Annotated in this window: 20 protein-coding genes; 15 read left to right on the top strand and 5 right to left on the bottom strand. The window is 64.6% G+C overall.

Annotated features, from left to right (window positions below):
* The first annotated feature begins 2 nt into the window (after positions 1-2).
* From M9H71_RS08585 to M9H71_RS08530, 12 genes are all read left to right on the top strand, one after another.
* Complete coding sequence (locus tag M9H71_RS08585) at positions 3-935, top strand: FkbM family methyltransferase (protein WP_455404624.1); 933 nt, start codon at positions 3-5, stop codon at positions 933-935.
* Between the two features lie 123 nt (positions 936-1,058).
* A complete protein-coding gene (locus M9H71_RS08580; RefSeq protein WP_455404623.1) occupies positions 1,059-1,727 on the top strand; it encodes an SIS domain-containing protein in 669 nt (222 codons plus the stop codon).
* Positions 1,728-1,868: 141 nt separating this feature from the next.
* Positions 1,869-2,807 carry an NAD-dependent epimerase/dehydratase family protein gene (locus M9H71_RS08575; RefSeq protein WP_455404622.1) on the top strand — a complete coding sequence of 313 codons (939 nt, stop codon included), beginning with the start codon at positions 1,869-1,871 and terminating at the stop codon, positions 2,805-2,807.
* Positions 2,804-3,841, top strand: coding sequence for a GDP-mannose 4,6-dehydratase (locus M9H71_RS08570; protein WP_455404621.1), 1,038 nt, complete (start codon positions 2,804-2,806; stop codon positions 3,839-3,841). The genes M9H71_RS08575 and M9H71_RS08570 overlap by 4 nt, the downstream gene beginning before the upstream one ends.
* 8 nt (positions 3,842-3,849) lie before the next feature.
* Positions 3,850-4,509: a class I SAM-dependent methyltransferase gene (locus tag M9H71_RS08565; protein ID WP_455404620.1), complete on the top strand. Its 660-nt coding sequence runs from the start codon at positions 3,850-3,852 to the stop codon at positions 4,507-4,509.
* Between the two features lie 13 nt (positions 4,510-4,522).
* Positions 4,523-5,497 carry a thiamine pyrophosphate-dependent dehydrogenase E1 component subunit alpha gene (locus M9H71_RS08560; protein ID WP_455404619.1) on the top strand — a complete coding sequence of 325 codons (975 nt, stop codon included), beginning with the start codon at positions 4,523-4,525 and terminating at the stop codon, positions 5,495-5,497.
* Between the two features lie 9 nt (positions 5,498-5,506).
* Positions 5,507-6,559 carry an alpha-ketoacid dehydrogenase subunit beta gene (locus tag M9H71_RS08555; protein ID WP_455404618.1) on the top strand — a complete coding sequence of 351 codons (1,053 nt, stop codon included), beginning with the start codon at positions 5,507-5,509 and terminating at the stop codon, positions 6,557-6,559.
* A gap of 150 nt (positions 6,560-6,709) precedes the next feature.
* Positions 6,710-7,765, top strand: a complete 1,056-nt coding sequence (locus tag M9H71_RS08550) for a zinc-binding dehydrogenase (protein WP_455404617.1) — start codon at positions 6,710-6,712, stop codon at positions 7,763-7,765.
* Positions 7,766-7,770: 5 nt separating this feature from the next.
* Positions 7,771-9,255: a PfkB family carbohydrate kinase gene (locus M9H71_RS08545; protein WP_455404736.1), complete on the top strand. Its 1,485-nt coding sequence runs from the start codon at positions 7,771-7,773 to the stop codon at positions 9,253-9,255.
* Complete coding sequence (locus M9H71_RS08540) at positions 9,252-10,229, top strand: nucleotidyltransferase family protein (RefSeq protein WP_455404616.1); 978 nt, start codon at positions 9,252-9,254, stop codon at positions 10,227-10,229. The genes M9H71_RS08545 and M9H71_RS08540 overlap by 4 nt, the downstream gene beginning before the upstream one ends.
* Positions 10,223-11,101 (top strand): NAD-dependent epimerase/dehydratase family protein, encoded by an 879-nt coding sequence (locus M9H71_RS08535; protein WP_455404615.1) that lies wholly within the window; start codon positions 10,223-10,225, stop codon positions 11,099-11,101. The genes M9H71_RS08540 and M9H71_RS08535 overlap by 7 nt, the downstream gene beginning before the upstream one ends.
* 12 nt (positions 11,102-11,113) lie before the next feature.
* Complete coding sequence (locus tag M9H71_RS08530) at positions 11,114-11,821, top strand: class I SAM-dependent methyltransferase (protein WP_455404614.1); 708 nt, start codon at positions 11,114-11,116, stop codon at positions 11,819-11,821.
* A 16-nt stretch (positions 11,822-11,837) separates the two neighbouring features.
* Here the strand turns inward: M9H71_RS08530 and M9H71_RS08525 are convergent, their stop codons facing one another.
* Positions 11,838-13,970, bottom strand: coding sequence for an O-linked N-acetylglucosamine transferase, SPINDLY family protein (locus M9H71_RS08525; RefSeq protein ID WP_455404613.1), 2,133 nt, complete (start codon positions 13,968-13,970; stop codon positions 11,838-11,840).
* A 535-nt stretch (positions 13,971-14,505) separates the two neighbouring features.
* Between M9H71_RS08525 and M9H71_RS08520 the strand changes: the two genes are divergently transcribed.
* From M9H71_RS08520 to flaF, 3 genes are all read left to right on the top strand, one after another.
* A complete protein-coding gene (locus tag M9H71_RS08520; RefSeq protein ID WP_455404612.1) occupies positions 14,506-17,169 on the top strand; it encodes a DUF1522 domain-containing protein in 2,664 nt (887 codons plus the stop codon).
* Between the two features lie 214 nt (positions 17,170-17,383).
* A complete protein-coding gene (flbT, locus tag M9H71_RS08515; protein ID WP_164601618.1) occupies positions 17,384-17,764 on the top strand; it encodes a flagellar biosynthesis repressor FlbT in 381 nt (126 codons plus the stop codon).
* A gap of 3 nt (positions 17,765-17,767) precedes the next feature.
* A complete protein-coding gene (gene flaF, locus M9H71_RS08510) occupies positions 17,768-18,136 on the top strand; it encodes a flagellar biosynthesis regulator FlaF (protein WP_164601619.1) in 369 nt (122 codons plus the stop codon).
* 117 nt (positions 18,137-18,253) lie between these two features.
* On the opposite strand, the gene M9H71_RS08505 is transcribed toward flaF, so the two are convergent.
* The 4 genes from M9H71_RS08505 to M9H71_RS08490 form a co-directional block, all read right to left on the bottom strand.
* Entirely contained in the window at positions 18,254-18,622 is a 369-nt protein-coding gene (locus M9H71_RS08505; protein WP_455404611.1) for a hypothetical protein, read from the bottom strand.
* A 183-nt stretch (positions 18,623-18,805) separates the two neighbouring features.
* The gene (locus tag M9H71_RS08500) at positions 18,806-19,297 is read right to left on the bottom strand and encodes a hypothetical protein (RefSeq protein WP_455404610.1); all 492 of its coding nucleotides are present in this window, start codon (positions 19,295-19,297) and stop codon (positions 18,806-18,808) included.
* 19 nt (positions 19,298-19,316) lie between these two features.
* Positions 19,317-19,652, bottom strand: a complete 336-nt coding sequence (gene flgJ, locus M9H71_RS08495; protein ID WP_455404609.1) for a flagellar assembly peptidoglycan hydrolase FlgJ — start codon at positions 19,650-19,652, stop codon at positions 19,317-19,319.
* Positions 19,652-20,773: a flagellar basal body P-ring protein FlgI gene (locus tag M9H71_RS08490; RefSeq protein ID WP_455404608.1), complete on the bottom strand. Its 1,122-nt coding sequence runs from the start codon at positions 20,771-20,773 to the stop codon at positions 19,652-19,654. The genes flgJ and M9H71_RS08490 overlap by 1 nt, the downstream gene beginning before the upstream one ends.
* Positions 20,774-20,886: the final 113 nt, after the last annotated feature.

The following is a 20,886-nucleotide window of genomic DNA, read 5'->3' as shown; positions in this document are numbered from 1 at the left end:
GCATGACCGATATCGCCCCGACGGCAGATTCCAGCCCTGCATTCTCTGGTGCGCCGATGCCGCATGCGCCGGGGCCCGACCGGATCCTTGCCGACATCATCGCTGCGCTGCCCGAGCTGGCGCGGCATCACGCGCCGGGCGGGGCCGCCTACACGGCGCTGGCATCGGCCGCGCGCAGCGCCGTGGTGGCGTTGTTTGCTCGCGGCGGCAGCGACGTGCCGTTCGGCCCGTTCGGGTCGATCAGCTTTCCCTATCACCGGATGGGGGCGGTGGACTCGCTCGACCTGTTCGGTCTCGACGAACTGATCCTGTTTTCGTTCTATTGGCAGAACCGCGGTCGCTACCGGCGGGTCGCCGATATCGGCGGCAATATCGGTCTGCACAGTCTGGTGATGGCGCGCTGCGGCTTCACGGTCGAAACCTACGAGCCGGACCCCGAGCATGTCGCGCTGTTTCAGGCCAACATGCGGGCCAACGGCGTTACCTCGGTTCACGTCAACGAAGCGGCCGTGTCGGCGCAAGCGGGAGAGGCGGAGTTCCTGCGGCTGCGCGGTAACACGACCGGCAGCCACATCGCCGGCGCGAAACTCGATCCCTATGGCGAGATCGATCGCTTCAAAGTGCGGCTCGCTGCCTTCGACGACATCGCCGCAAACGCCGACTTCGCCAAAATAGATGCCGAAGGCCATGAGGCGGTGATCATCACATCGCTGCCGCGCGAGCGCTGGGCCACGATCGACGTCATGCTCGAGATCGGCAGCGAAGCCAACGCCGCGGCGATCTTCGATTATGCGCGCGGCGCCGGCGTGCGTCTGTTCACCCAGAAGACCGGATGGCGCCGTGCGGAGACGCTGGCCGACCTGCCGACTTCCTACAAGCAGGGGAGCGCGTTCCTCACCGCCAAGGACGCGATTCCGGGGCTGCCGCCGTCATGATCCTTGGTGCCTGCCAGGTAATATCCCGAGGCGCTGGGCGCCGCGCGGCGGTCGCCGCTCATGATTTACACATTGCTAACGAATCACGCGCAACCGTGATGGCTCGGAATGCCGAGGACGCCGATGACGCAATCGCGTAACAGCACCGCCCCCGTGCCCGACGACGTTTCGGATGAAGTCGTCGCGACGCCGTTGCTGTCGAAGCGGCAGATGTTCGGCTATTACGATCATCTGCGCGCCACCCTCACCAACGCCGAAGTGTCGGATTGCGACGGCCGGCCGTTCGCGCAGGAGGTCGCTGCCTCGCTGGTGATCGCCTGGGCCCGCGAGGTCCATTCCGATGGCCGCAAGCTGATGTTCATCGGCAATGGCGGCAGCGCTGCGATCGCCAGCCACATGGCCACCGACTACTCCAAGAACGGTGGCATGCGGGCGCTGTGCCTCAACGACGGCGCGATGCTGACCTGCCTCGGCAACGATTACGGCTACGAGCAGGTGTTCGCCAAACAGATCGAGCTGTTTGCGCAGGAAGGCGACCTGTTGATCGCGATCTCCTCGTCCGGTCGCTCCGCGAACATTCTCAATGCGGTGGCGGTGGCGCGCGAGCGCGGCTGTCGTGTGATCACCTTGAGCGGATTTTCCGCGGACAATCCGCTGCGGCGCGAAGGTGACATCAATTTCTATCTGGCCTCCGACCAGTATGGTTTCGTTGAACTCGGCCATCTGACGATTTGTCATGCGATCCTCGACTTCGCCTGCGGTCAGAGCGTGCCGCTGTCGGCGGCGGGCTGACGGCTGGCCGCGACCGGCGGCCCGCGCAGTGCTATTCGGGGATGCGGGAATGCGTGTATCTCTTGCATTCAGAGTTGCAATTGATTCGCCGGGGCCGCGATGCGTCGTGCCGGGGGCGGGCTTATCTGTGGGAATCGCACGATGAAGATCCTGGTGACCGGCGCCTGCGGCTACGTCGGAACCACGCTCGTCCCGAAATTGCTGGCACGCGGTGACGACGTGGTGGCATTCGACATCATGTGGTTCGGCAACGATCTGCCGCCGCACCCCAGGCTGACGGTGGTGCGCGGCGATGTCCGCGATGCCAAGTCGATCGATCTTTCCGGCATCGACGCGATCGTGCACCTGGCTTCGGTCGCCAACGATCCGTGCGGCGATCTCGATCCAAAACTGACCTGGGAGATCAGCGCGCTCGCCACTATGCAGCTTGCTGATCGTGCCGCGCGCGCCGGGATCCAGCGCTTCATCTATGCGTCGTCCGGCAGCGTCTATGGCATCAAGGACGAAGAGCAGGTCACTGAAGACCTGACGCTGGAGCCGATCTCCGAATACAACAAGACCAAGATGGTCGCCGAGCGGGTGATGCTCAGCTACGGCAGCGACATGGCGGTGCAGATCGTGCGGCCGGCCACGGTGTGCGGGCCGTCGCCGCGGATGCGGCTCGACGTCTCGGTCAACATGCTGACGATGCAGGCGCTGACCAACGGCGAGATCACCGTGTTCGGCGGCAATCAGGTTCGTCCCAACATCCACATCGACGACATCACCGATCTGTATCTGATGCTGCTGGACCGCCCGGAGCTGCGCGGCATCTACAACGCCGGCTTCGAGAACATCTCGATCCTGGACATCGCCAAGATGGTCGACGCCCAGGTGCCGACCAAGATCACAGTGACCGCGTCGAACGATCCGCGCTCGTACAGGATCAATTCCGACAAGCTGCTGGCGACCGGCTTCAAACCGAAGAAGACGGTGAACGACGCGATCCGCGAGATCATCGTCAAGTTCCAGCGCGGCGAACTGAAGAACGAAGATCGTCATTACAATCTGCGCTGGATGCAGCGGAGCCTCCAGGCGTGACCGGGATCGTTCCCGCGTCCGCGCCGTGTGCGATGACCCGCGCGGGCTTCGACAAATATCTGGTGATCGGCTCCAATTCGTTCACCGGCGCCTCGATGGTCAGCTATCTGCTCGACCAGGGTGCCGAGGTCGTCGGCATCAGCCGTTCCGATGAGCCGCACCCGGCATTCCTGCCGTATCGCTGGAAGAAGGCCGACCGCTTCCGGTTTCAGAAGCTCGACCTCAACCACGATCTCGATGCGATCATGCAGTTGGTGACCGCCGAGCGGTTTCCCTGCATCATCAATTTTGCAGCCCAAAGCATGGTCGGCGAGAGCTGGGCCAATCCCGACCACTGGTTCATGACCAACGTGGTGTCGACGGTGCGGCTGCACGACCGACTGCGGACTTGCGATTTTCTCGAACGCTACGTTCACGTCACCACGCCGGAGGTCTACGGCAACGCCACCGGCTCGCTGACCGAGGATGCGGTGTTCGATCCGTCGACGCCCTATGCGGTGTCGCGAGCTGCGGGCGACATGAGCCTGCGTTCGTATTTCCGCGCCTACGGGTTTCCGGTGCTGTTCACTCGCGCCGCCAACGTCTACGGCCCGGGGCAGCGGCTGTACCGGATCGTGCCGCGCACCATTCTGTTCATCAAGCTCGGCCGCAAGTTGCAACTGCACGGCGGCGGAACCTCCGAACGCTCCTTCATCCACGCCGCCGACGTCGCCGATGCGACACGGCGGATCGCCTGCAATGGCAGGCTCGGTGACAGCTATCACATCTCCACCGATCGCATCGTCACCATCCGCGCCCTGGTCGAGATGATCTGCGCGACGATGGGCGTGCGGTTCGAGGACCACGTCGAGATCGTCGGCGAGCGGCTGGGCAAGGACGCCGCCTACAAGCTCGACAGCAGCAAGCTGCGCAGCGAACTCGGCTGGAGCGATCAGATCACGCTGGAGCAGGGCATCGAGCAGACGATCGCCTGGATCGATCGGTGGTTCGAGGAGCTGAAGAGCCAGCCATTCGACTACGCGCACAAGCCTTGAGGACCGCGATGGGGCAGGAAATCGATCTTCTCGTCAACTATCCGCGGACCAAGCGTAATGTCGACGAGCGCGGCCAGACCAAATCCGAAGAAGATCGCGCCATCGCGCGAAAGTTCGGCAAGGAATTTTTCGACGGCGACCGTCGCCACGGCTACGGCGGTTTCGGCTACATGCCGCGGTTCTGGCAGCCGGTGATCCCGACGTTCGCGCAGCATTTCGGCCTCGATGCCTCGTCGTCGGTGCTCGACGTCGGCTGCGCCAAGGGCTTCATGCTGCACGACATGGCCGAGCTGATCCCCGGTATCACCGTGAAGGGCGTCGATGTTTCGGACTACGCCATCGCGCATGCGATCGACGACATGAAGCCGCATGTCAGCGTCGCTAGCGCGACGAAGCTGCCGTTCGCCGACAAGTCGTTCGACGTAGTGATCTCGATCAACACCGTGCACAACCTCGTCCGTGACGACTGCGCAGAAGCGCTGCGCGAGATCGAGCGGGTGGCGCGCAAAGGTGCCTTCATCACCGTCGACGCCTATCGCGACGACGAGGAGAAGCGTCGGATGATGGCGTGGAATCTGACCGCGCAGACCATCATGCACGTCGACGAGTGGAAGGCGTTCTTCGCGCAAGTCGGCTACACCGGCGACTATTACTGGTTCATCCCATGACGTGGTTCGCTCCATGACTGCCGAGACGTCGCGCCGGCTGCTGTTCGACATGCTGCGGATCCGCAGCGTGGAAGAGACCATCGCGGCGCGCTACGGCGAGCAGAAGATGCGCTGCCCGACGCATCTGTCGGTCGGGCAGGAGGCGGTCGCCGCGGCGGCCGGCGCGGTGCTGAACAAGACCGATCTTGCGGTGAGCGGCCATCGCGCCCACGCGCATTATCTCGCCAAGGGCGGCAGCCTGAACGCGATGATCGCCGAGATCTACGGCAAGGTCACCGGCTGCGCCCGCGGCAAGGGCGGCTCGATGCATCTGGTCGATGAGAGCGTCGGCTTCATGGGCTCGACCGCGATCGTCGGCGGCACGGTGCCGGTCGGCGTCGGGTTGTCCTATCCGATGAAGCTGAACGGCACCGGGCAAATCGCCTGCGTGTTCCTCGGCGACGCGGTGCCTGAAACCGGTGTGTTCTTCGAGTCGGTGAACTTCGCGGTGGTGAAGCAACTCCCGGTGTTGTTCCTCTGCGAGAACAACGGCTACTCCGTGTATTCGCCGCTGAGCGTGCGGCAGCCGCCGGGCCGTAAGCTGTATGAACTGGTCGCCGGCTTCGGCCTCGAGACCCATCACGGCGACGGCAACGATGCCCGTGCGGTGGTTGCGGCGCTCAGCGAAGGCGTCGCGGCGATCCGGGCCGGCGAAGGCCCGCGGTTCTACGAGTTCGAGACCTATCGCTGGCGTGAGCATTGCGGCCCGATGTACGACAACGATCTCGGCTATCGTGCCGTCGCGGAGTTCGAGGCGTGGAAGCAGCGCGATCCAGTGCTGGCGTTGCAGCGCGCGTTGATCGCAGAAGCCATCGTGACCGAATCCGACATCGCCGAGATGCAGGCGGCGATCGATGCCGAGATCGACGCGGCGTTCGCCTTTGCCGAAGCCTCGCCGTTTCCGCCGGCCGAAGACGCCTTCACCGACGTCTATGCGTCGGCAGGCTGAGGAGCGCGCATGGCCACCAGCTTCGCTGCCGCCGTTCGGGATGGGCTCGCCACAGCGCTCGCTGCCGATCGGCGCGTGATCTGCTTCGGCCTCGGCACGGACGATCCCAAGGGCGTGTTCGGCACCACGCTCGATCTGCACAAGCAGTTCGGCCCGGATCGCGTGTTCGATATGCCGACGTCGGAAGCGGCGATGACCGGTTTTGCGATCGGCGCGGCGCTGAACGGGATGCGGCCGGTGATGACGCATCAGCGGCTGGACTTCGCGCTGCTGTCGCTCGATCAGCTCGTCAACAATGCCGCCAAATGGCGCTTCATGTTCGGCGGCAAACGGGGCGTGCCGATCACCATCCGGATGATCATCGGCCGCGGCTGGGGCCAGGGCCCGACGCATTCGCAGAGCCTGCAATCCTGGTTCGCGCATATTCCCGGGCTGAAGGTGGTGATGCCGACCACGGCGGAAGATGCCAAGGGCTTGCTGCTCGGAGCTATCTTCGACGACGACCCGGTGATCTTTCTCGAGCATCGCTGGCTGCACAACATGCAGGGCGAAGTGCCCGCTGGCGATGTCCGTACCCCGCTCGGCAAGGCCCGTATCGTGCGCCAGGGCGATGCGGTGACGATCGTGGCGATGAGCTACATGACGGTGGAGGCGCTGCACGCAGTCGACCATCTCGCCGCGCAGGGCATCGCCTGTGATCTGATCGACCTGCGCAGCCTCCGTCCGCTCGATTGGCCCACCGTGATCGCCTCGGTGCAGAAGACCGGCCGGCTGCTGGCGCTCGACAGCGGGCATCTGACCGGCGGCGTCGCCGGCGAGATCGTGGCGCGGATCGCGACCGATCACTTCGCAAGCTTGAAGGCTGCGCCGCAGCGCCTCGCCGCGCCGGACGTGCCGGAGGCGACCAGCCCGGCGCTGACGAAGAACTATCACGTCCGCGCCGAACATATCGCGCAAGCGGTCGGCCGCATGCTCGGCCGCGAGGTCGAAACCGCCTCGCTGGTCGCCCAGCGCACCTTCCCGCACGACGTGCCGGGCACCTGGTTCTCAGGACCGTTTTGAGGGCGCGATGATGGCATACCATTTCCACGTCATTGCGAGGAGGCGAAGCCGACGAGGCAATCCAGGGGCTCGGTGCACGGGGCTCCTGGATTGCTTCGCTTTGCTGGCAATGACGAGGAGAGTTTGGGACTTGAACACGCGGAGGCCGTCATGCCCGTGACTTTCCGCGCCGCGGTGCTGCACGGGCTCAATCAGCCGCTCTCGATCGAAACGGTCGAGGCGCCGCCGCTCGCTGCGGGGCAGGTGCTGGTCAAGCTGGCGTATTCCGGCGTCTGCCACAGCCAGGTGATGGAGGCCCGCGGCGGGCGCGGGGCCGATCGCTATCTGCCGCACATGCTCGGCCACGAAGGCTCGGGCGTCGTCGTCGAGATCGGCGCCGGCGTCAGCAAGGTCCGCAAGGGCGACCGAGTCATTCTCGGCTGGATCAAAGGCCAGGGCGCCGATACGCAGGGTGTGCGCTACGCGAGCGGCGAGCGGTTCATCAACGCCGGCGCCGTCACCACGTTCAACGAATATGCGGTGGTCGCCGAGAACCGGGTTACGCCGCTGCCGGCAGGGTTGCCGATGGACGTCGCGGTGCTGTTCGGCTGCGCGCTGCCGGTCGGCGCGGGCATCGTCATCAATATCGCCAAGCCGCAGGCCGGCAGCACGCTGGCGATCTTCGGCCTCGGCGGCATCGGTCTCGCCGCGCTGATGGCCTGCAAGCTGTTCGCCTGCAAGCAGGTGATCGCTGTCGACGTCGAAGCAGCCAAGCTTAAAATGGCGACCGACCTCGGCGCCACGACCGTGATCGATGCCTCGCAAGTCGATCCAGTCGAGGAGATCAGAAAGCTCACCGGAGGGCTCGGCGTCGATATCGCGATCGAATCCGCCGGCCTCACGCGCGTGATCGAGCAGGCGTTCGACGCCACACGGCGGTTCGGCGGGCTGTGCGTGTTCGCCTCGCACCCGAGAAGCGGCGAAAAGATCGCGCTCGATCCATTCGAACTGATCTGCGGCAAACGGATCCTCGGCACTTGGGGCGGCGATGCCAAGCCGGAGCGCGACATCGATTTGCTGGCCGGGCTTTATCGCGACGGCAAGCTGCCGCTCGATGCGATGTTCACCCGCCGCTACGCGCTCGACGACATCAACGAGGCGCTGGACGACCTCGCGCATCGCCGCAGTGTGCGCCCGCTGATCGAAATCGATTCGTCGCTGAGGTGACGATGATGCTGCATCCCGAGACCAGCACCACGCTCGCGGAGATCCGGAAAAAAGCCGGGCGCCGGCGCAGCATTGTGTTCGTCGCCGGCAATTTCAACATCGTCCATCCCGGCCATCTGCGGCTTTTGAAATTTGCCGCCGATTGCGGCGACTATCTGGTGGTCGGCGTCACCGCCGATACCGGTTACGACTGGATGCTGCCGGCCGAACTGCGGCTCGAAGGCGTGCGCGCGATCGGCGTGGTCGATCACGCCTTCCTGCTGCACGATGCGCCGGAGGACTTCGTCGCCGAGTTGCGGCCCGCCGTCGTGGTCAAGGGCAAGGAACACGAGGGCGCCGACAATCCGGAGAAGGCGGTGCTCGACGGCTATGGCGGCCGGCTGGTGTTCTCCTCCGGCGAAGTCGCGTTCTCGTCGCTCGATCTGATCAAGCGCGAGTTCCGCGAGTTCAATCCGTCGTCGATCGTCAAGCCGCTCGACTATCCGCGGCGGCATCGCTTCGAACCGCTCGACCTGAAGAACGTGCTGGCGGGCTTTCCCAAGCTGCGCGTGCTGGTGATCGGCGATCTGATCGTCGACGAATACATCGCCTGCGATCCGCTCGGCCTGTCGCAGGAAGATCCGACGATCGTCGTGACGCCGGTGCTCCGCGAGCTGTTCGTCGGCGGGGCCGGCATTGTCGCCGGCCATGCAGCCGGCATGGGGGCGCAAGTCGGCCTGCTCACGGTCGGTGGCGGTGACGCGATGACCGACTTCGCCAGCGAGCGGCTCGCGTCGTACAATGTCGACGCCACGATCCTCACCGACGAGAGCCGGCCGACCACTACCAAGCAGCGCTTCCGCGCCGGCAACAAGACGCTGCTGCGCGTCAGCCACCTCAAGCAGCACGATGTCGATGCCGATCTGCAGACGCGGATGCTGGAGACGATCGAGCATCGGCTCCCGAGCACTGACCTCGTGGTGTTCTCGGATTTCAACTATGGCTGCCTGCCGACCCGGCTGGTCGAGGCGGTCGGGCAGGCGTGCCGCGCCCGCGGCGTGCCGATGGTGGCCGACAGCCAGTCGTCGTCGCAGGTCGGCGATATCTCGCGCTTCACCGAGATGCTGCTGATCAAGCCGACCGAACGCGAAGCGCGGCTGGCGATGCGCGATTTCGACTCCGGTCTCGTCGTGCTGGTCGAAGCTCTGCGCGAGAAGGCGCGGGCGGAGAACGTCATTCTGACGCTCGCTGCCGAAGGACTGCTGATTCATGCCGCCAGCGATCCGGCCGACACGGTGCTGACCGATCGGTTGCCGGCATTCAACGTTGCGCCGAAAGACGCAGCGGGCGCCGGCGACTCGTTCTTCGTCTGCGCCGCGCTGGCGCTGGCAATCGGCACCGACATCTGGCGCAGTGCTTATCTGGCCTCGATCGCCGCCGCCTGTCAGGTCGGTCGGATCGGCAACATCCCGGTCACCGCGCGCGACATCATCCGGGAGCTCGAGACGTGAGCGGCGGCGCCAAGGCACTCTTGGTCGCGGCTGGTTTCGGTACGCGGCTTGCGCCGCTCACCGACGTGCTGCCGAAGTGCCTGATGCCGATCGCGGGGCGCCCGCTGCTCGGGTTGTGGTTACAGATGTTGAGCGAGGCTGGCTTCTCGGAGATCGTCGTCAATCTGCATCACCACGCCGAGCTGGTGAGCGAGTACATCCGCCGCAGTCCGTGGGCGGACGAGGTCGTGCTTGCACCGGAGGCCACACTGCTCGGCACCGCCGGCACCCTGCTGCGGCATCGCGAGCGCCTCATGGACGGCCCGACGCTGTTCGCCCATGCCGATAATCTCAGCCTGTTCGATCCGCGTGCCTTCCTCGCCGCTCATGCAACGCGACCACCGGCCACGGCGCTGACGATGATGAGCTTCGTCACCGATCATCCGCAGAGCTGCGGCATCCTCGCGCTCGATTCCGCAGGCCGCGTTCTGGAGATGGACGAAAAGCCGCAAGCGCCGAAGGGCAATCTCGCTAATGCTGCGGTCTATGTGGTCGAGCCAGGGGTGATCGAGTTCATCGCCTCGCTCGGCAAGCCGGTGGTCGATTTTTCGACGGAAGTGCTGCCGGTGTTCATGGGGCGGATCTTCTCGTTTCACAACAGCAATTATCACCGCGACATCGGCAATCCCGCCAGCCTGGCGCTGGCGCAGCTCGATTTTCCTCTGGCGGTCGCTTCGTGCGAAACGGCGCAACGTCATTGCGAGGTCCCGCCCGAGTCGACACTCTTTTGCTGTCCGGACCCGGGCTCCACGCCGAAGCAATCCAATCCATCGGTGCGTAGAGCCCCGGGATTGCGTCGCCTTCGGCTTACAATGACGGAAGAGGATCCCTGGTACGGGCTGATGAGGGAGAACGGAGGGGCGCTAGCGCACGCGTTTGCGCTGGCGGCGGCGAAGGCCTACCCTGCAGCACCGGCGGGACTGACACGGTGCTGACACATCACACCAGCGCATCGGAGAGGCCGGCACGCGTCGTCGTGCTTGGCGCCGGCGGGGTGATCGGCACGGCGCTGACCGCGCGGCTGCAAAGGGACAGCATTGCGACGCTGGCTCTGGGCTCGGCCGACGTCGATCTGCAGGCGGCGGGCGCAGCGGAGGCGCTGTCGTCGCGGCTGCGCGGCGACGACGCGCTGGTGTTTCTGGCCGCGCTGCCCCCGGACAAGCGCCACGATCTGGCGACGCTAATGGCTAATCTGCGCATGGCCCAGGCAGTCGCCTGCGCCGTTGCTTCCGCTGGCTGCCGGCATCTGTTGTATCTGAGTTCGGACGCGGTGTATCCGCTTGACGACGGGGTGATCGACGAGACCACCCCCGCGGATCCGGTTGACCTCTACGGCGTGATGCACAGGACTCGCGAGGTGATGTTGGCGCGGGCGCTCCCGGCGGTGCCGTTAGCAGTTCTGCGCGCGACGATGGTGTGCGCAGCCGGCGATACCCACCTGGCTTATGGGCCGAACCGTTTTCGCCGCGAGGCCGCGCGGAGCGGCACAATCACGCTGTTCGGCGAGGGTGACGAGACCCGCGACTATGTTTGCGCGGACGATGTCGCCGGGCTGATCATGCGTGTGCTGCTGCATCGCTCGACCGGGCTGCTCAACCTGGTTTCGGGCCGCTCCTATCGTTTCGAGTACGTGGCGCGGCGGGTTGCTGCGTGTTTCGCCCCGCCGCCGCGGATCGTGAACGCCGCGCCCGGCGGCCCCGTCACGCACCGGCGGTTCGACGCCTCGGCGGTGACGCACGCCTTCCCGGAGTTCCGGCTCCGGCCGCTCGAAGAGTTCATCGGCGAGATCGCCGCTCCTGGCCCGTGAGAGGAGACGTTGATGTCCAAGGATGCGATGCAGCCCGCTGACGCTGCGCAGCCCCGCGAGGAGCAGTACACGCGGCTTGGCGACGTTGCCGCGCGCTTCGGCCGCACCGAACTCGGGCTGATGATGAACCAGACTTGGCATGACGATCCGAAGCGGATGACCTTCACCTTCGCGCGCTACAAGTTCGCGGCGCGGATGCTGTCGGGGCGGCAGAACGTGCTGGAGATCGGCTGCGGCGACGCGTTCCCGAGCCGCATCGTGCAGCAGGAGGTCGAGCGGCTGACGGTGACCGATTTCGATCCAATCTTTATCGCTGAGGTGACGCGGCGTCCGGTGCCAGGCTGGGAGTTCGCCGGTGCATTCGTCCATGACATGATGTCTGGCCCACCGCCAGGCAATTATGACGGCATGTATGCGCTCGACGTGCTGGAGCACATCCAACCGTCCGATGAGGATCGCTTCCTGGGCAATGCCATCGGCGCGCTCGAGCCGCACGGTGCGATGTTGATCGGCATGCCGTCGTTGGAGAGCCAGATCTATGCCTCGCCGTTGAGCAAACAGGGCCACGTCAACTGCAAGACATCGCCCGATCTCAAGTCGACGATGCAGCGCCATTTCCACAACGTGTTCATGTTCGCCATGAACGACGAGGTGCTACACGTCGGATATCACAAGATGGCGCACTATCTGTTCGCGCTGTGCTGCGATAAGCGTGGCTGAATCACGATTGCGCGGCTCAGAAGCCCTTGTACTTTGCCGCCAGAAGTTTGGCCGGCGCCGCCGGCGAGGCGCACCAAGTCCTCCACATTGTGCGGTAGGCGTGCTCCACGGCGTGGGTGTAGATCTCCGGGCCGCAGTGCTGCAGAACGAAACTAGGCAGTCCGCTGCGGATCGAGCGCAGCCGATCGCGGTTGACGTTCAGCGCAATCTGGACGTATTGCGCGTCGTCGTGGGCGATGAAGTCCGGCAGGCCCGCGGCCGCGACAACCGCGGCGCCGACCCGGCTCGAGACGGCATGGCCGAGCCGGCACACCACCGGCACGCCCATGTAGAGCGCTTCCCAGGTCGAGACGCCGCCCGCCTGCGGGAACGGATCGAGGCATACGTCGATCTGCCGCAATGTGAGCAGGTGATCCTGGCGAGAAGTCGAGCCCAGCAAGGTGATGCGGTTGGCGCCGATGCCGTGTTCGGCGAATTTGCTGAGCAGATTCTGTTGCACAGAGTCGTCGTCGATCTGATGATCCTTGATGATCAGGCGGGAACCGGCGCTGCTGGCGAGAATCTTTGCCCACAGCTGGATCGCTCCGTCGGAGATTTTGCTGACGCGGTTGAGCGAGCCATAGGTGACGAAGCCGTTGTGATCACAGGGCAGTTCGGATGCGCGCCAAGATGCCTCCGGCGGCTCGATCGTGATCAGCGCCGGTAGGTCGTAGACTGTCTCAGCGAACAGATGGCGCACTTCCTTCGGCACGGCGACCGGATCGGAGAACAGATAGTCGATCGTCGGCAGGCCGGTGCCGGTGGCATGGCCCCAGGCCGTGACCTGCACTGGAGCGGGCTTGCGCGCAAAGACGCGCAGGCGGTTGCCGCCGGAGTGACCCGACAAGTCTACTAGAATGTCGACCTTGTCCTGCTGGATCGTGTCGGCTAGACGGTCGTCGGTCCAATGTGTCGCGTCGCGCCATTTATCGGCGACAGTCATGAATGATGTGGTGACTTCATCTGGAATTATGACGTTAGAATAACAGATGACTTGGAACTTCTGTTTGTCGTGATTGGTGATGACCGGGCGGAACGAGAACGCGGCCGAGTGAGCACGGAAGTCTGCCGATACGTAACCAATGACCAAGCGCCGGTCCGGATCGCGATCGTTTGCAGGCGGCGTGACACATGCGCGATAAATCGAGGCGCCAATCTGGCGCCACCAAGTCTTGCGCATCTCCTGTTGCGCTCCGAAATCGGACTTGGCGCTGAAATCCATCGCGAAGATCTTGCTGGAGATCGCCGCTTCGTAGTGGGGCGCCAGCTCCAGCGCGCGGCTGTGCAGCTTGATCGCGGTCTCGGCGTCGCCGAGCGCGGCCATGCAATTGCCGAGTAACGTCAGGGACGGCACCGAATTCGGCTCGACCTTCAGCACCGCGGTGCAGGTCGCCATCGCGTCCTTGACGTTCCTCATCGCAAGCAGCGTCTCGGCGCGGAAGATGCCGGCCTCGACCGGGCGCTTGCCGATCGACAGCGCACGGTCGTAGCTGGCAAGCGCCAGATCGTATTGCTTCAGTTCTTTGAAGGTGCTGGCGCGGTTCATGAAGGCGGCGTCGTTGAGAGGATCGATCTCGATCGCCTTGTCGTAGCTCGCCAGCGCTTCCTGATAGCGGCCGAGCTTGTGCAGCGCATTGCCGCGGTCGTTCCAGCTATCGGAACGGTCCGGCACCAGCTCGATCGCCTTGTCGTAACTGGCCACTGCTTCGTCGTAGCGGCCGAGGGCGGCCAGCGCGAGGCCGCGGTTGGCGTGCGCCAGAGCGAGGCTCGGGTCGAGCGCGATCGCTTTGTCGGACGAGGCGGCCGCCTCCGCGAATCGGCCGGAGGCGAGCATCAGGATGCTCATGTCGGAATGCGCCTGAGCGGAGTTCGGCTCGATCAGCAGCGCGCGCTTCAGCGATCGGATCGCAGGTTCGAGATTGCCGCTCTGATACTCGGCGAGCGCGTAGAAGTGCAGCGCGCCGAAATTGTCCGGGGCCTTCTTGAGCACCTTCTTGTAGGCGGAGCGCGCCTCGTCGAGCTGCCCGTTCTGATGCAGCAGCCGGGCGCGCATCAACAGCATCACCGGCTCGTAAGCCTTGTCGGTCTGGCTGCGGGGAGGAACGGCCATGCTGCGTCCGGGGTGCATCTGATGATCCGAATCTGGCGAGTGATCGTATCTCCTCGGGTCCTGTGACGCACCTGAGAGACGCTCGTAGGCGCGCCATCCTCGGCCAAGCGTGTAAATATTTCATAAACCATGATGGCCGCCGCGGCGGCAGGAGCGCCGGAAGTGGGAGAATCGGCCAGCGGCAATTTCCACCGGCTGAAAAGTTAGCGAATCACTCCTTGCGAAGCCCCGTGGCGGCGGTCCCAACCGCCTGCCAGCCGCTCCGACCTTTGATTCAATTCACTTTTTTCTCCTTAAGATGCTGTTAACCATATTTTAAATGGCCGCGGCCATAGTCCCCGGTGCTCAGGAAGAAGGTAGGTCGAGAATCGGCCGCGTTGATCCGGTGCGCACTTGTGTCGTGCAGCCGAGGTCCCTCTCCAGAACAGGCGTCTAAACACAACCGGCAAGCGTCGCAGCGGCAACGACCGTTCGGCGCGAGCAGCGACGTGCGACTGAAGGTCGACGTCCAGCGCGGATCAGGAAGGTTTGCACCATGTCTGATGTGGTTCTCTCAGCAGCGGTTCGCCAGAACTTGCTATCGCTGCAGTCGACTGCCGATTTGTTGGCGACGACGCAGAACCGTCTTGCTTCCGGCAGGAAGGTCAACACCGCGCTCGACAACCCGACCAACTTCTTCACCGCGGCCGGGCTCGACAGCCGCGCCAGCGACATCAACAACCTGCTCGACGGCATCGGCAACGGCGTCCAGATCCTGCAGGCCGCCAACACCGGCATCACCTCGCTGAACAAGCTGATCGACACCGCCAAGTCGATCGCCAACCAGGCGTTGCAGTCGAACGTCGGTTACAGCACCAAATCCAACGTTTCGACCACGATCGCCGGCGCCACGCCGAACGATCTGCGCGGCACTCAGACGTTCGTCAGCGCGGTCGCGACCAGCAACGTGATCTATGACGGTACCCCCGGCGGTACCAATGGGGCGTCGGCGACCGACACGCTGGGGGGCGGCATCGGCAGCGTGCCGTCGCTTGCTGCGGTCACCAAGAACGTCGCCACCGACGCGACCGCGACAGGTTCCGTGCTTCACACCGGCACCGCGACCGCGCTCGCCACCGGCACTGATCTGATTTCGTCGTTGACCAGCGGCACGACCCTGACCCCGACCGGCCCGCAGGCCGGCGACGTGCTGGTGGTCGACGGCAAGAGCATCACCTTCACCGCCACCGGCACGCAGACGGTCGACTCCAACGGCAACTACACGCTCGGCATCAACCAGCCGATCAATGCGCTGCTGGCGACCATCGACACCATCAACGGCAACACCTCGAACGCGTCGGTGGTCAACGCTGCCGGCCGGCTCGAGCTGCACACCGGCACCAACCGCGCGCTGTCGATTTCCGACACCACCGGTGGCACGGTGCTCGCCAAGCTGGGCCTGGGATCGTCGGTATCGGTGCCGCTCGGCAGCGCCGGTGCGACCGCGATCAATGCCAGCACCAAGCTGTTCAATTCCGTGGGTGGCCTCGGCTCGCCGATCGCGGACGGCACTACGCTGACGGTGAACGGCAAGAGCATCACCTTCAAGGCCTCCGATCCGCCGTCGCCGGCGGGTTTGCTGGCGGGTTCCGGCGTGCTCGGCAACATCGTCGCCGACTCCCAGGGCAATTCGACGATCTATCTCGGTACCAGCAACACCTTCACCAGCGCCACCGTCGGCGACGTGCTGACCGCGATTGACCTCGCCAGCGGCGTCAAGTCGGCGTCGGTCAACGCCGGCATCGCCACCTTCAGCGCCAACGGCACGCCGTCCTCGATCAGCACCGGCGGTGTGGTGACGCTGAACTCGTCGACGGGCGCCGATCTGCACATCACCGGCCCGGCCGACTTCCTGGCTTCCCTCAACCTGACCACCTCCAGCGGTCTTGGTCCGACCACGATCGACATTCCGCGCATCACCAGCGCCGGAACGGTGGGGACGTTGATCGAAGACGGCTCCAGCCTGACCGTCAACGGTAAGATCATCACCTTCAAGAACGCCCCGGTGCCGCTCGCCTCCGCGACCCACACCGGTGTCACCGGCAACGTCGAGACCGACGGTCTCGGCAATTCCACCGTGTACTTGCAGGGCGGCACCATCGCCGACGTGCTGAAGGCGATCGATCTGGCGACCGGCGTTCAGACGGCGAAGCTGTCGCAGACCGGCGCGACGCTGACGACGCAGATCGGTGCGGCGAACTCCTCGCTCTCGAGCGGCTCGCTCAAGATCTCGACCGGCAGCGCCTCCGACCTCACCATCAGCGGCACCGGCAACGCGATGCTGGCGCTCGGCCTGGCCGGCAACACCGGCACGTCGACCGAGTTTCAGGCGTCGCGCGCCTCCGGTGCCGGCGGTGTTTCCGGCAAGAGCCTGACCTTCACCTCGTTCAAGGGCGGCACCCCGGTCAACGTCACCTTCGGCGACGGCACCGGCGGCACGGTGAAGACCCTGGCCCAGCTCAATGCCAAGCTGGCGCCCAACAACATGATCGCGCAGATCGACGCCAACGGCGTGCTGACGATCTCGTCGAACAACGACTATGCCTCGTCGACGCTCGGTTCGGTCGCCGACGGTGGCGAGCTCGGCGGCACCATCACCTCGACGCTGACCTTCACCACGCCGAATCCGCCGGTCGCCGATATCACCTCGCAGACCGCGCGCGCCAAGCTGGTGGAGCAGTACAACAACGTGATCGCACAGATCACCACCACCTCGCAGGACGCCTCGTTCAACGGCGTCAACCTGCTCAACGGCGACACGCTGAAGCTGGTGTTCAACGAAACCGGCAAGTCGACGCTGACGATCGTCGGCACCGCGCTGTCGCCGGCGGCGCTCGGTCTGCCGACGCTGGTGGCCGGTACGGACTTCATCGACAACGCCGCGACCAACAAGACGCTGGCGGCGCTCAACACCGCCTCTACCACGCTGCGGTCGCAGGCGTCGTCCTACGGCTCCAACCTGTCGATCGTGCAGATCCGCCAGGAGTTCGCCAAGAACCTGATCAACGTGCTGCAGACCGGCTCGTCCAACCTGACGCTCGCCGATACCAACGAAGAAGCGGCCAACAGCCAGGCGCTGTCGACCCGGCAATCGATCGCGGTGTCGGCGCTGTCGCTGGCCAATCAGTCGCAGCAGAGCGTGCTGCAATTGCTGCGGTAAGCAAGTCGGCCCCGGCCTCACGCCGGGACGGCGGCCGCAGCGGCGCGTGGACGTCGGCGCGATTCGGCGCCGCGCAATCGGCCGTCGCGGTTATCCCCCTCAATCTACGGCGTGTTTGCACTGGATCGATTCGCAAAGCCTGCGCATAAGGAAAAACGGCTTGAGGATGAGTCGATTTTGGTCCGGTGACCGACCGTAAGGGAAGGGAGACACGATGCCTCTGCGAGTCGAATTGAAGCCGTTCGAGCGGATCGTGATCGGGCAGAGCGTGATCACCAACTCCGACACCCGCACGACATTCCTGATCGACGGTGATGCGCCGATCCTGCGCGAGAAGGACATTCTCACTGCGGAGACCGCCAACACGCCGGTCAAGCGCATCTATCTGTGCGTCCAGATGATGTATCTGCAGAACGACATTCCCGCGTATCAGGAATTGTACCTAGGCTTCATCAAGGAATTGCTCGAGGCGGTTCCGAGCTTTCGAGAGACGATCGAAGCGACCAGTAATCATATCTTAAGCGGCAATCTCTATAAGGCACTCAGAGAGCTGCGCCCCCTCATCAAGCGTGAAGAAGAACTGTTGTCGAGGTAGACGATGTCGAGTGCCGCGCAAGCCTACGCCCGAACCGCGCAGAGAACCGCGTCTCCTCGCGAAATCGAAGCGCAGGCGTTGTTGAAGGCGGCCAAACAGCTTCAAGACATCGTCACCAACTGGGAAGAGAAGGGCGCGATCGGACTTCAGGAAGCGCTGATGTTCAATCGCAAGCTCTGGTCGATCTTCGTCACCGAAGCGATGCGCGACGACAATCCGCAATCGATCGAGATCCGGCAGAACATCGCCAATATCGGGGTGTTCGTTCTCAGCCAGTCCAGCGCGTTGCAGATCAAGCCGGAAGTCGAACGCCTCCAGGCGCTGATCGACATCAATCGCAACATTGCGGCCGGACTCAGCGGTCGCGCCTGAGATTGGTCGCGTGATCGACCTCACGCTGTTTCGCCATCGAACCTTGCAGACAGCACGAAATCCCCGCGCCTGCGACCGGCAGGCCGGGAACATCCCGTCGAACGATCCGAGCGCGCGTCAGACGACGCGGTCGGTTGCGAGCGATCCGCTCCGGGCGGTCTTGGACTGATCCAGCTCGCGGAAGTAGGCGCGTGCCTTGAGCTGCCAAGTCTCCGGATATTGGCTGATCACCGCCTGCGTGTCCTGATCGACCGCGACGTAGACCATCTCTGCCGCCGCTTGATCGAAGATCACCTGACGGGCGACCGGCGAACGGTCGGATTGAGACCGGACTGGCGTCGAGCCGGATCCGCTCTCCGCCGCGGTCACGCTTTGTGGCGCGGGAAGATCGGTCGGTATCGCAGTTCGCGCCGCTTCAGGCTCCGGCCTGATGATCGGCGTAATCACCGGCGCCCCCACCGGTTTGACGTTGAAATCGATACTCATGTCAGCCTCCTGGCTTCCATCAGGTCAATCCCACACCTCCTCCATCATCGTGGCAAACAGTTCTGAAATTCCTCCTGCAAAGACTCCGATGATTTGAATCGAAAGCGACCAATGGCGCGGGCACGCGCACGCGCGCGGCAGGGCGTCAGCCGCGTCGGAGGCGCAGTGCTCGGAAAGGCGGTGCTACAGCGAGCGGCTGACGGCGATCGGCGTGAGCTGGCGCGGACTCGGAGCTGTGTGCCGGCCGTAGGCAGTGTACGTCTGCGGTCCGTTGCGCTTTTGCACTTCGGCATTGACGCCGCGAACGATGCCCTCCGACACCGCGTGCGCGGTGGCCAGCACGGTCAGATTGACCTGCAGCATGGCGCGGAAAACTTCATGATGCCGATGCAGCGTGGCGAGCAGATCCGGTGTCGCTTTGGCCATGAAGGGCTGGCTGGCGCGCACCAGCGTGATGGCGCTGATGTAGCGCTTGGTTCGCTCGGTCTTGTCGCTTTCGAGCTGCATTGCTTCGGCGATGTGGCCGGCGCGGACCAGTTCGGTCTCGCGCTCGATCAGCTTCAGCAGCCCGTCCATCACTGAGATCAGGGTTTCGGCGAGCTTGCGGGCGTCGGCCGGGGTGGACACCGGCTGGGCGGCGGCGGGCTGAACTTGCTGAGGGTGCGTGGTGATCATGGCGTCGTCCTTTGCTGGCTCAGGAGCGCGCGGCCTGTTGCAGGATCAGCGAGCGGTAAACGTCGCTGGCGATGCCGATGCCGCCGGCCTTGGCGATCATCTGCGAATGCTGTTCGGTCAACATCGAGCGCCAGACGCCGGTGCCTACGGTGTCGCCGAACGGTCCGTCGCCCTTCAGGCCGACCGTCATCTGCGAGAACATGGTGTTGATGAACATCGCCTCGAAGTCGCGGGCGTTGGCCTGGGCCTTTTGCTGGACCTTTGCCGGCACTTTCGACAGCGCTTCGGCAAGCTCGAAGTCGGGACGACCGTTGTAGGTCGGAAGAGTGGGGCCGTAAGTGGTGGCGGGTGTCATCACATCACCTCGATGTCGGCTTCGATGGCGCCGGCAGCCTTGATCGCTTGCAGGATGCCGATCAGGTCGCGCGGGCCGATGCCCAGGCTGTTGAGTCCGTCGACGAGCTGCTGCAACGACACCCCGTCCTTGACCACCGCGAGCTTCTTTCCGTCCTGCGTCACCGACACGCGGGTGTTGGGTGTGACGACGGTATTGCCGTTCGACAGCGGTCCGGGCTGGCTGACCTGCGGGCTTTCGGAGATCGACACTGTCAGGTTGCCTTGAGCGACCGCAACGGTCGCGACCCGGACGTCGCGCCCCATGACGATGATGCCGCTGCGCTCGTCGATCACGATCTTGGCGGCCTGATCGGGCTCGACCTGCAACTGCTCGATTTCGGTCAGCAGCGCCACGGCGTTGCCTTTGAACTCGGCCGGGATCGAGAGCTGTACGGTGGAAGGATCGAGCGGCTCGGCGCATTTGGTGCCGAGATAGTCGTTGACCGCGGCGGCGATCCGCTTGGCGGTGGTGAAGTCGGCATTGCGCAGCGCCAGCCGCACGTTCGGCAGCCGATTCAAGGCGAATTCGATCTCGCGCTCGATGATCGCGCCGTTCGCGATCCGGCCCACGGTGGGGACGCCTTGCGTGATGCTCGCCGCGGCGCCCGCGGCCTGGAAGCCGCCGATTGCCAATGAGCCCTGCGCGACCGCATAGACGTTGCCATCGGCGCCGAGCAGGGGAGTGACCAGCAGGGTACCGCCCTGCAGGTTTTTGGCGTCGCCGAGCGCCGACACGGTGACGTCCATCCGGGTGCCCTGGGTGGCGAACGGCGGCAGATTACCGGTCACCATCACAGCGGCGACGTTGCCGGTGCGGATGGTGGCGCCGCGGATATTGACGCCCATCCGCTCAAGCATCGCCTGGAGCGACTGTTTGGTGAAGGGGATGTTGTTGAGGGTGTCGCCGGTTCCGTTGAGGCCGACCACCAGGCCGTAGCCGATCAACTGGTTCTGGCGGATGCCTTCGATATTGGCGAGGTCCTTGATCCGCGAAGTCGCGTTCGCCGCCACGCCGGTCAGCAGCAGCGCACACAGCACCGCCGATGCCAGCTTCAGGATTCGGGTGGTGGGACGCGGCATTCACGGCTCCTGTCGATCCGCCGACGGCTGTCGCCGACGACGTGGGTCAGCCATTCCTTGCCAGTCCTGTGCCACTCCGCGAATCGGCGCAACTTGTTGATTGTACGGGGCTA

The organism is Rhodopseudomonas parapalustris (assembly GCF_053772255.1).
This window is presented reverse-complemented; position numbering and strand designations above follow the sequence as displayed.

Coding starts and splice junctions, on each gene's coding strand:
- M9H71_RS08585 (WP_455404624.1), top strand. CDS start 3: ATGACCGATATCGCCCCGACGGCAGATTCCAGCCCTGCATTCTCTGGT.
- M9H71_RS08580 (WP_455404623.1), top strand. CDS start 1,059: ATGACGCAATCGCGTAACAGCACCGCCCCCGTGCCCGACGACGTTTCG.
- M9H71_RS08575 (WP_455404622.1), top strand. CDS start 1,869: ATGAAGATCCTGGTGACCGGCGCCTGCGGCTACGTCGGAACCACGCTC.
- M9H71_RS08565 (WP_455404620.1), top strand. CDS start 3,850: ATGGGGCAGGAAATCGATCTTCTCGTCAACTATCCGCGGACCAAGCGT.
- M9H71_RS08560 (WP_455404619.1), top strand. CDS start 4,523: ATGACTGCCGAGACGTCGCGCCGGCTGCTGTTCGACATGCTGCGGATC.
- M9H71_RS08555 (WP_455404618.1), top strand. CDS start 5,507: ATGGCCACCAGCTTCGCTGCCGCCGTTCGGGATGGGCTCGCCACAGCG.
- M9H71_RS08550 (WP_455404617.1), top strand. CDS start 6,710: ATGCCCGTGACTTTCCGCGCCGCGGTGCTGCACGGGCTCAATCAGCCG.
- M9H71_RS08545 (WP_455404736.1), top strand. CDS start 7,771: ATGCTGCATCCCGAGACCAGCACCACGCTCGCGGAGATCCGGAAAAAA.
- M9H71_RS08530 (WP_455404614.1), top strand. CDS start 11,114: ATGTCCAAGGATGCGATGCAGCCCGCTGACGCTGCGCAGCCCCGCGAG.
- M9H71_RS08525 (WP_455404613.1), bottom strand. CDS start 13,970: ATGGCCGTTCCTCCCCGCAGCCAGACCGACAAGGCTTACGAGCCGGTG.
- M9H71_RS08520 (WP_455404612.1), top strand. CDS start 14,506: ATGTCTGATGTGGTTCTCTCAGCAGCGGTTCGCCAGAACTTGCTATCG.
- flbT (WP_164601618.1), top strand. CDS start 17,384: ATGCCTCTGCGAGTCGAATTGAAGCCGTTCGAGCGGATCGTGATCGGG.
- flaF (WP_164601619.1), top strand. CDS start 17,768: ATGTCGAGTGCCGCGCAAGCCTACGCCCGAACCGCGCAGAGAACCGCG.
- M9H71_RS08505 (WP_455404611.1), bottom strand. CDS start 18,622: ATGAGTATCGATTTCAACGTCAAACCGGTGGGGGCGCCGGTGATTACG.
- M9H71_RS08500 (WP_455404610.1), bottom strand. CDS start 19,297: ATGATCACCACGCACCCTCAGCAAGTTCAGCCCGCCGCCGCCCAGCCG.
- flgJ (WP_455404609.1), bottom strand. CDS start 19,652: ATGACACCCGCCACCACTTACGGCCCCACTCTTCCGACCTACAACGGT.
- M9H71_RS08490 (WP_455404608.1), bottom strand. CDS start 20,773: ATGCCGCGTCCCACCACCCGAATCCTGAAGCTGGCATCGGCGGTGCTG.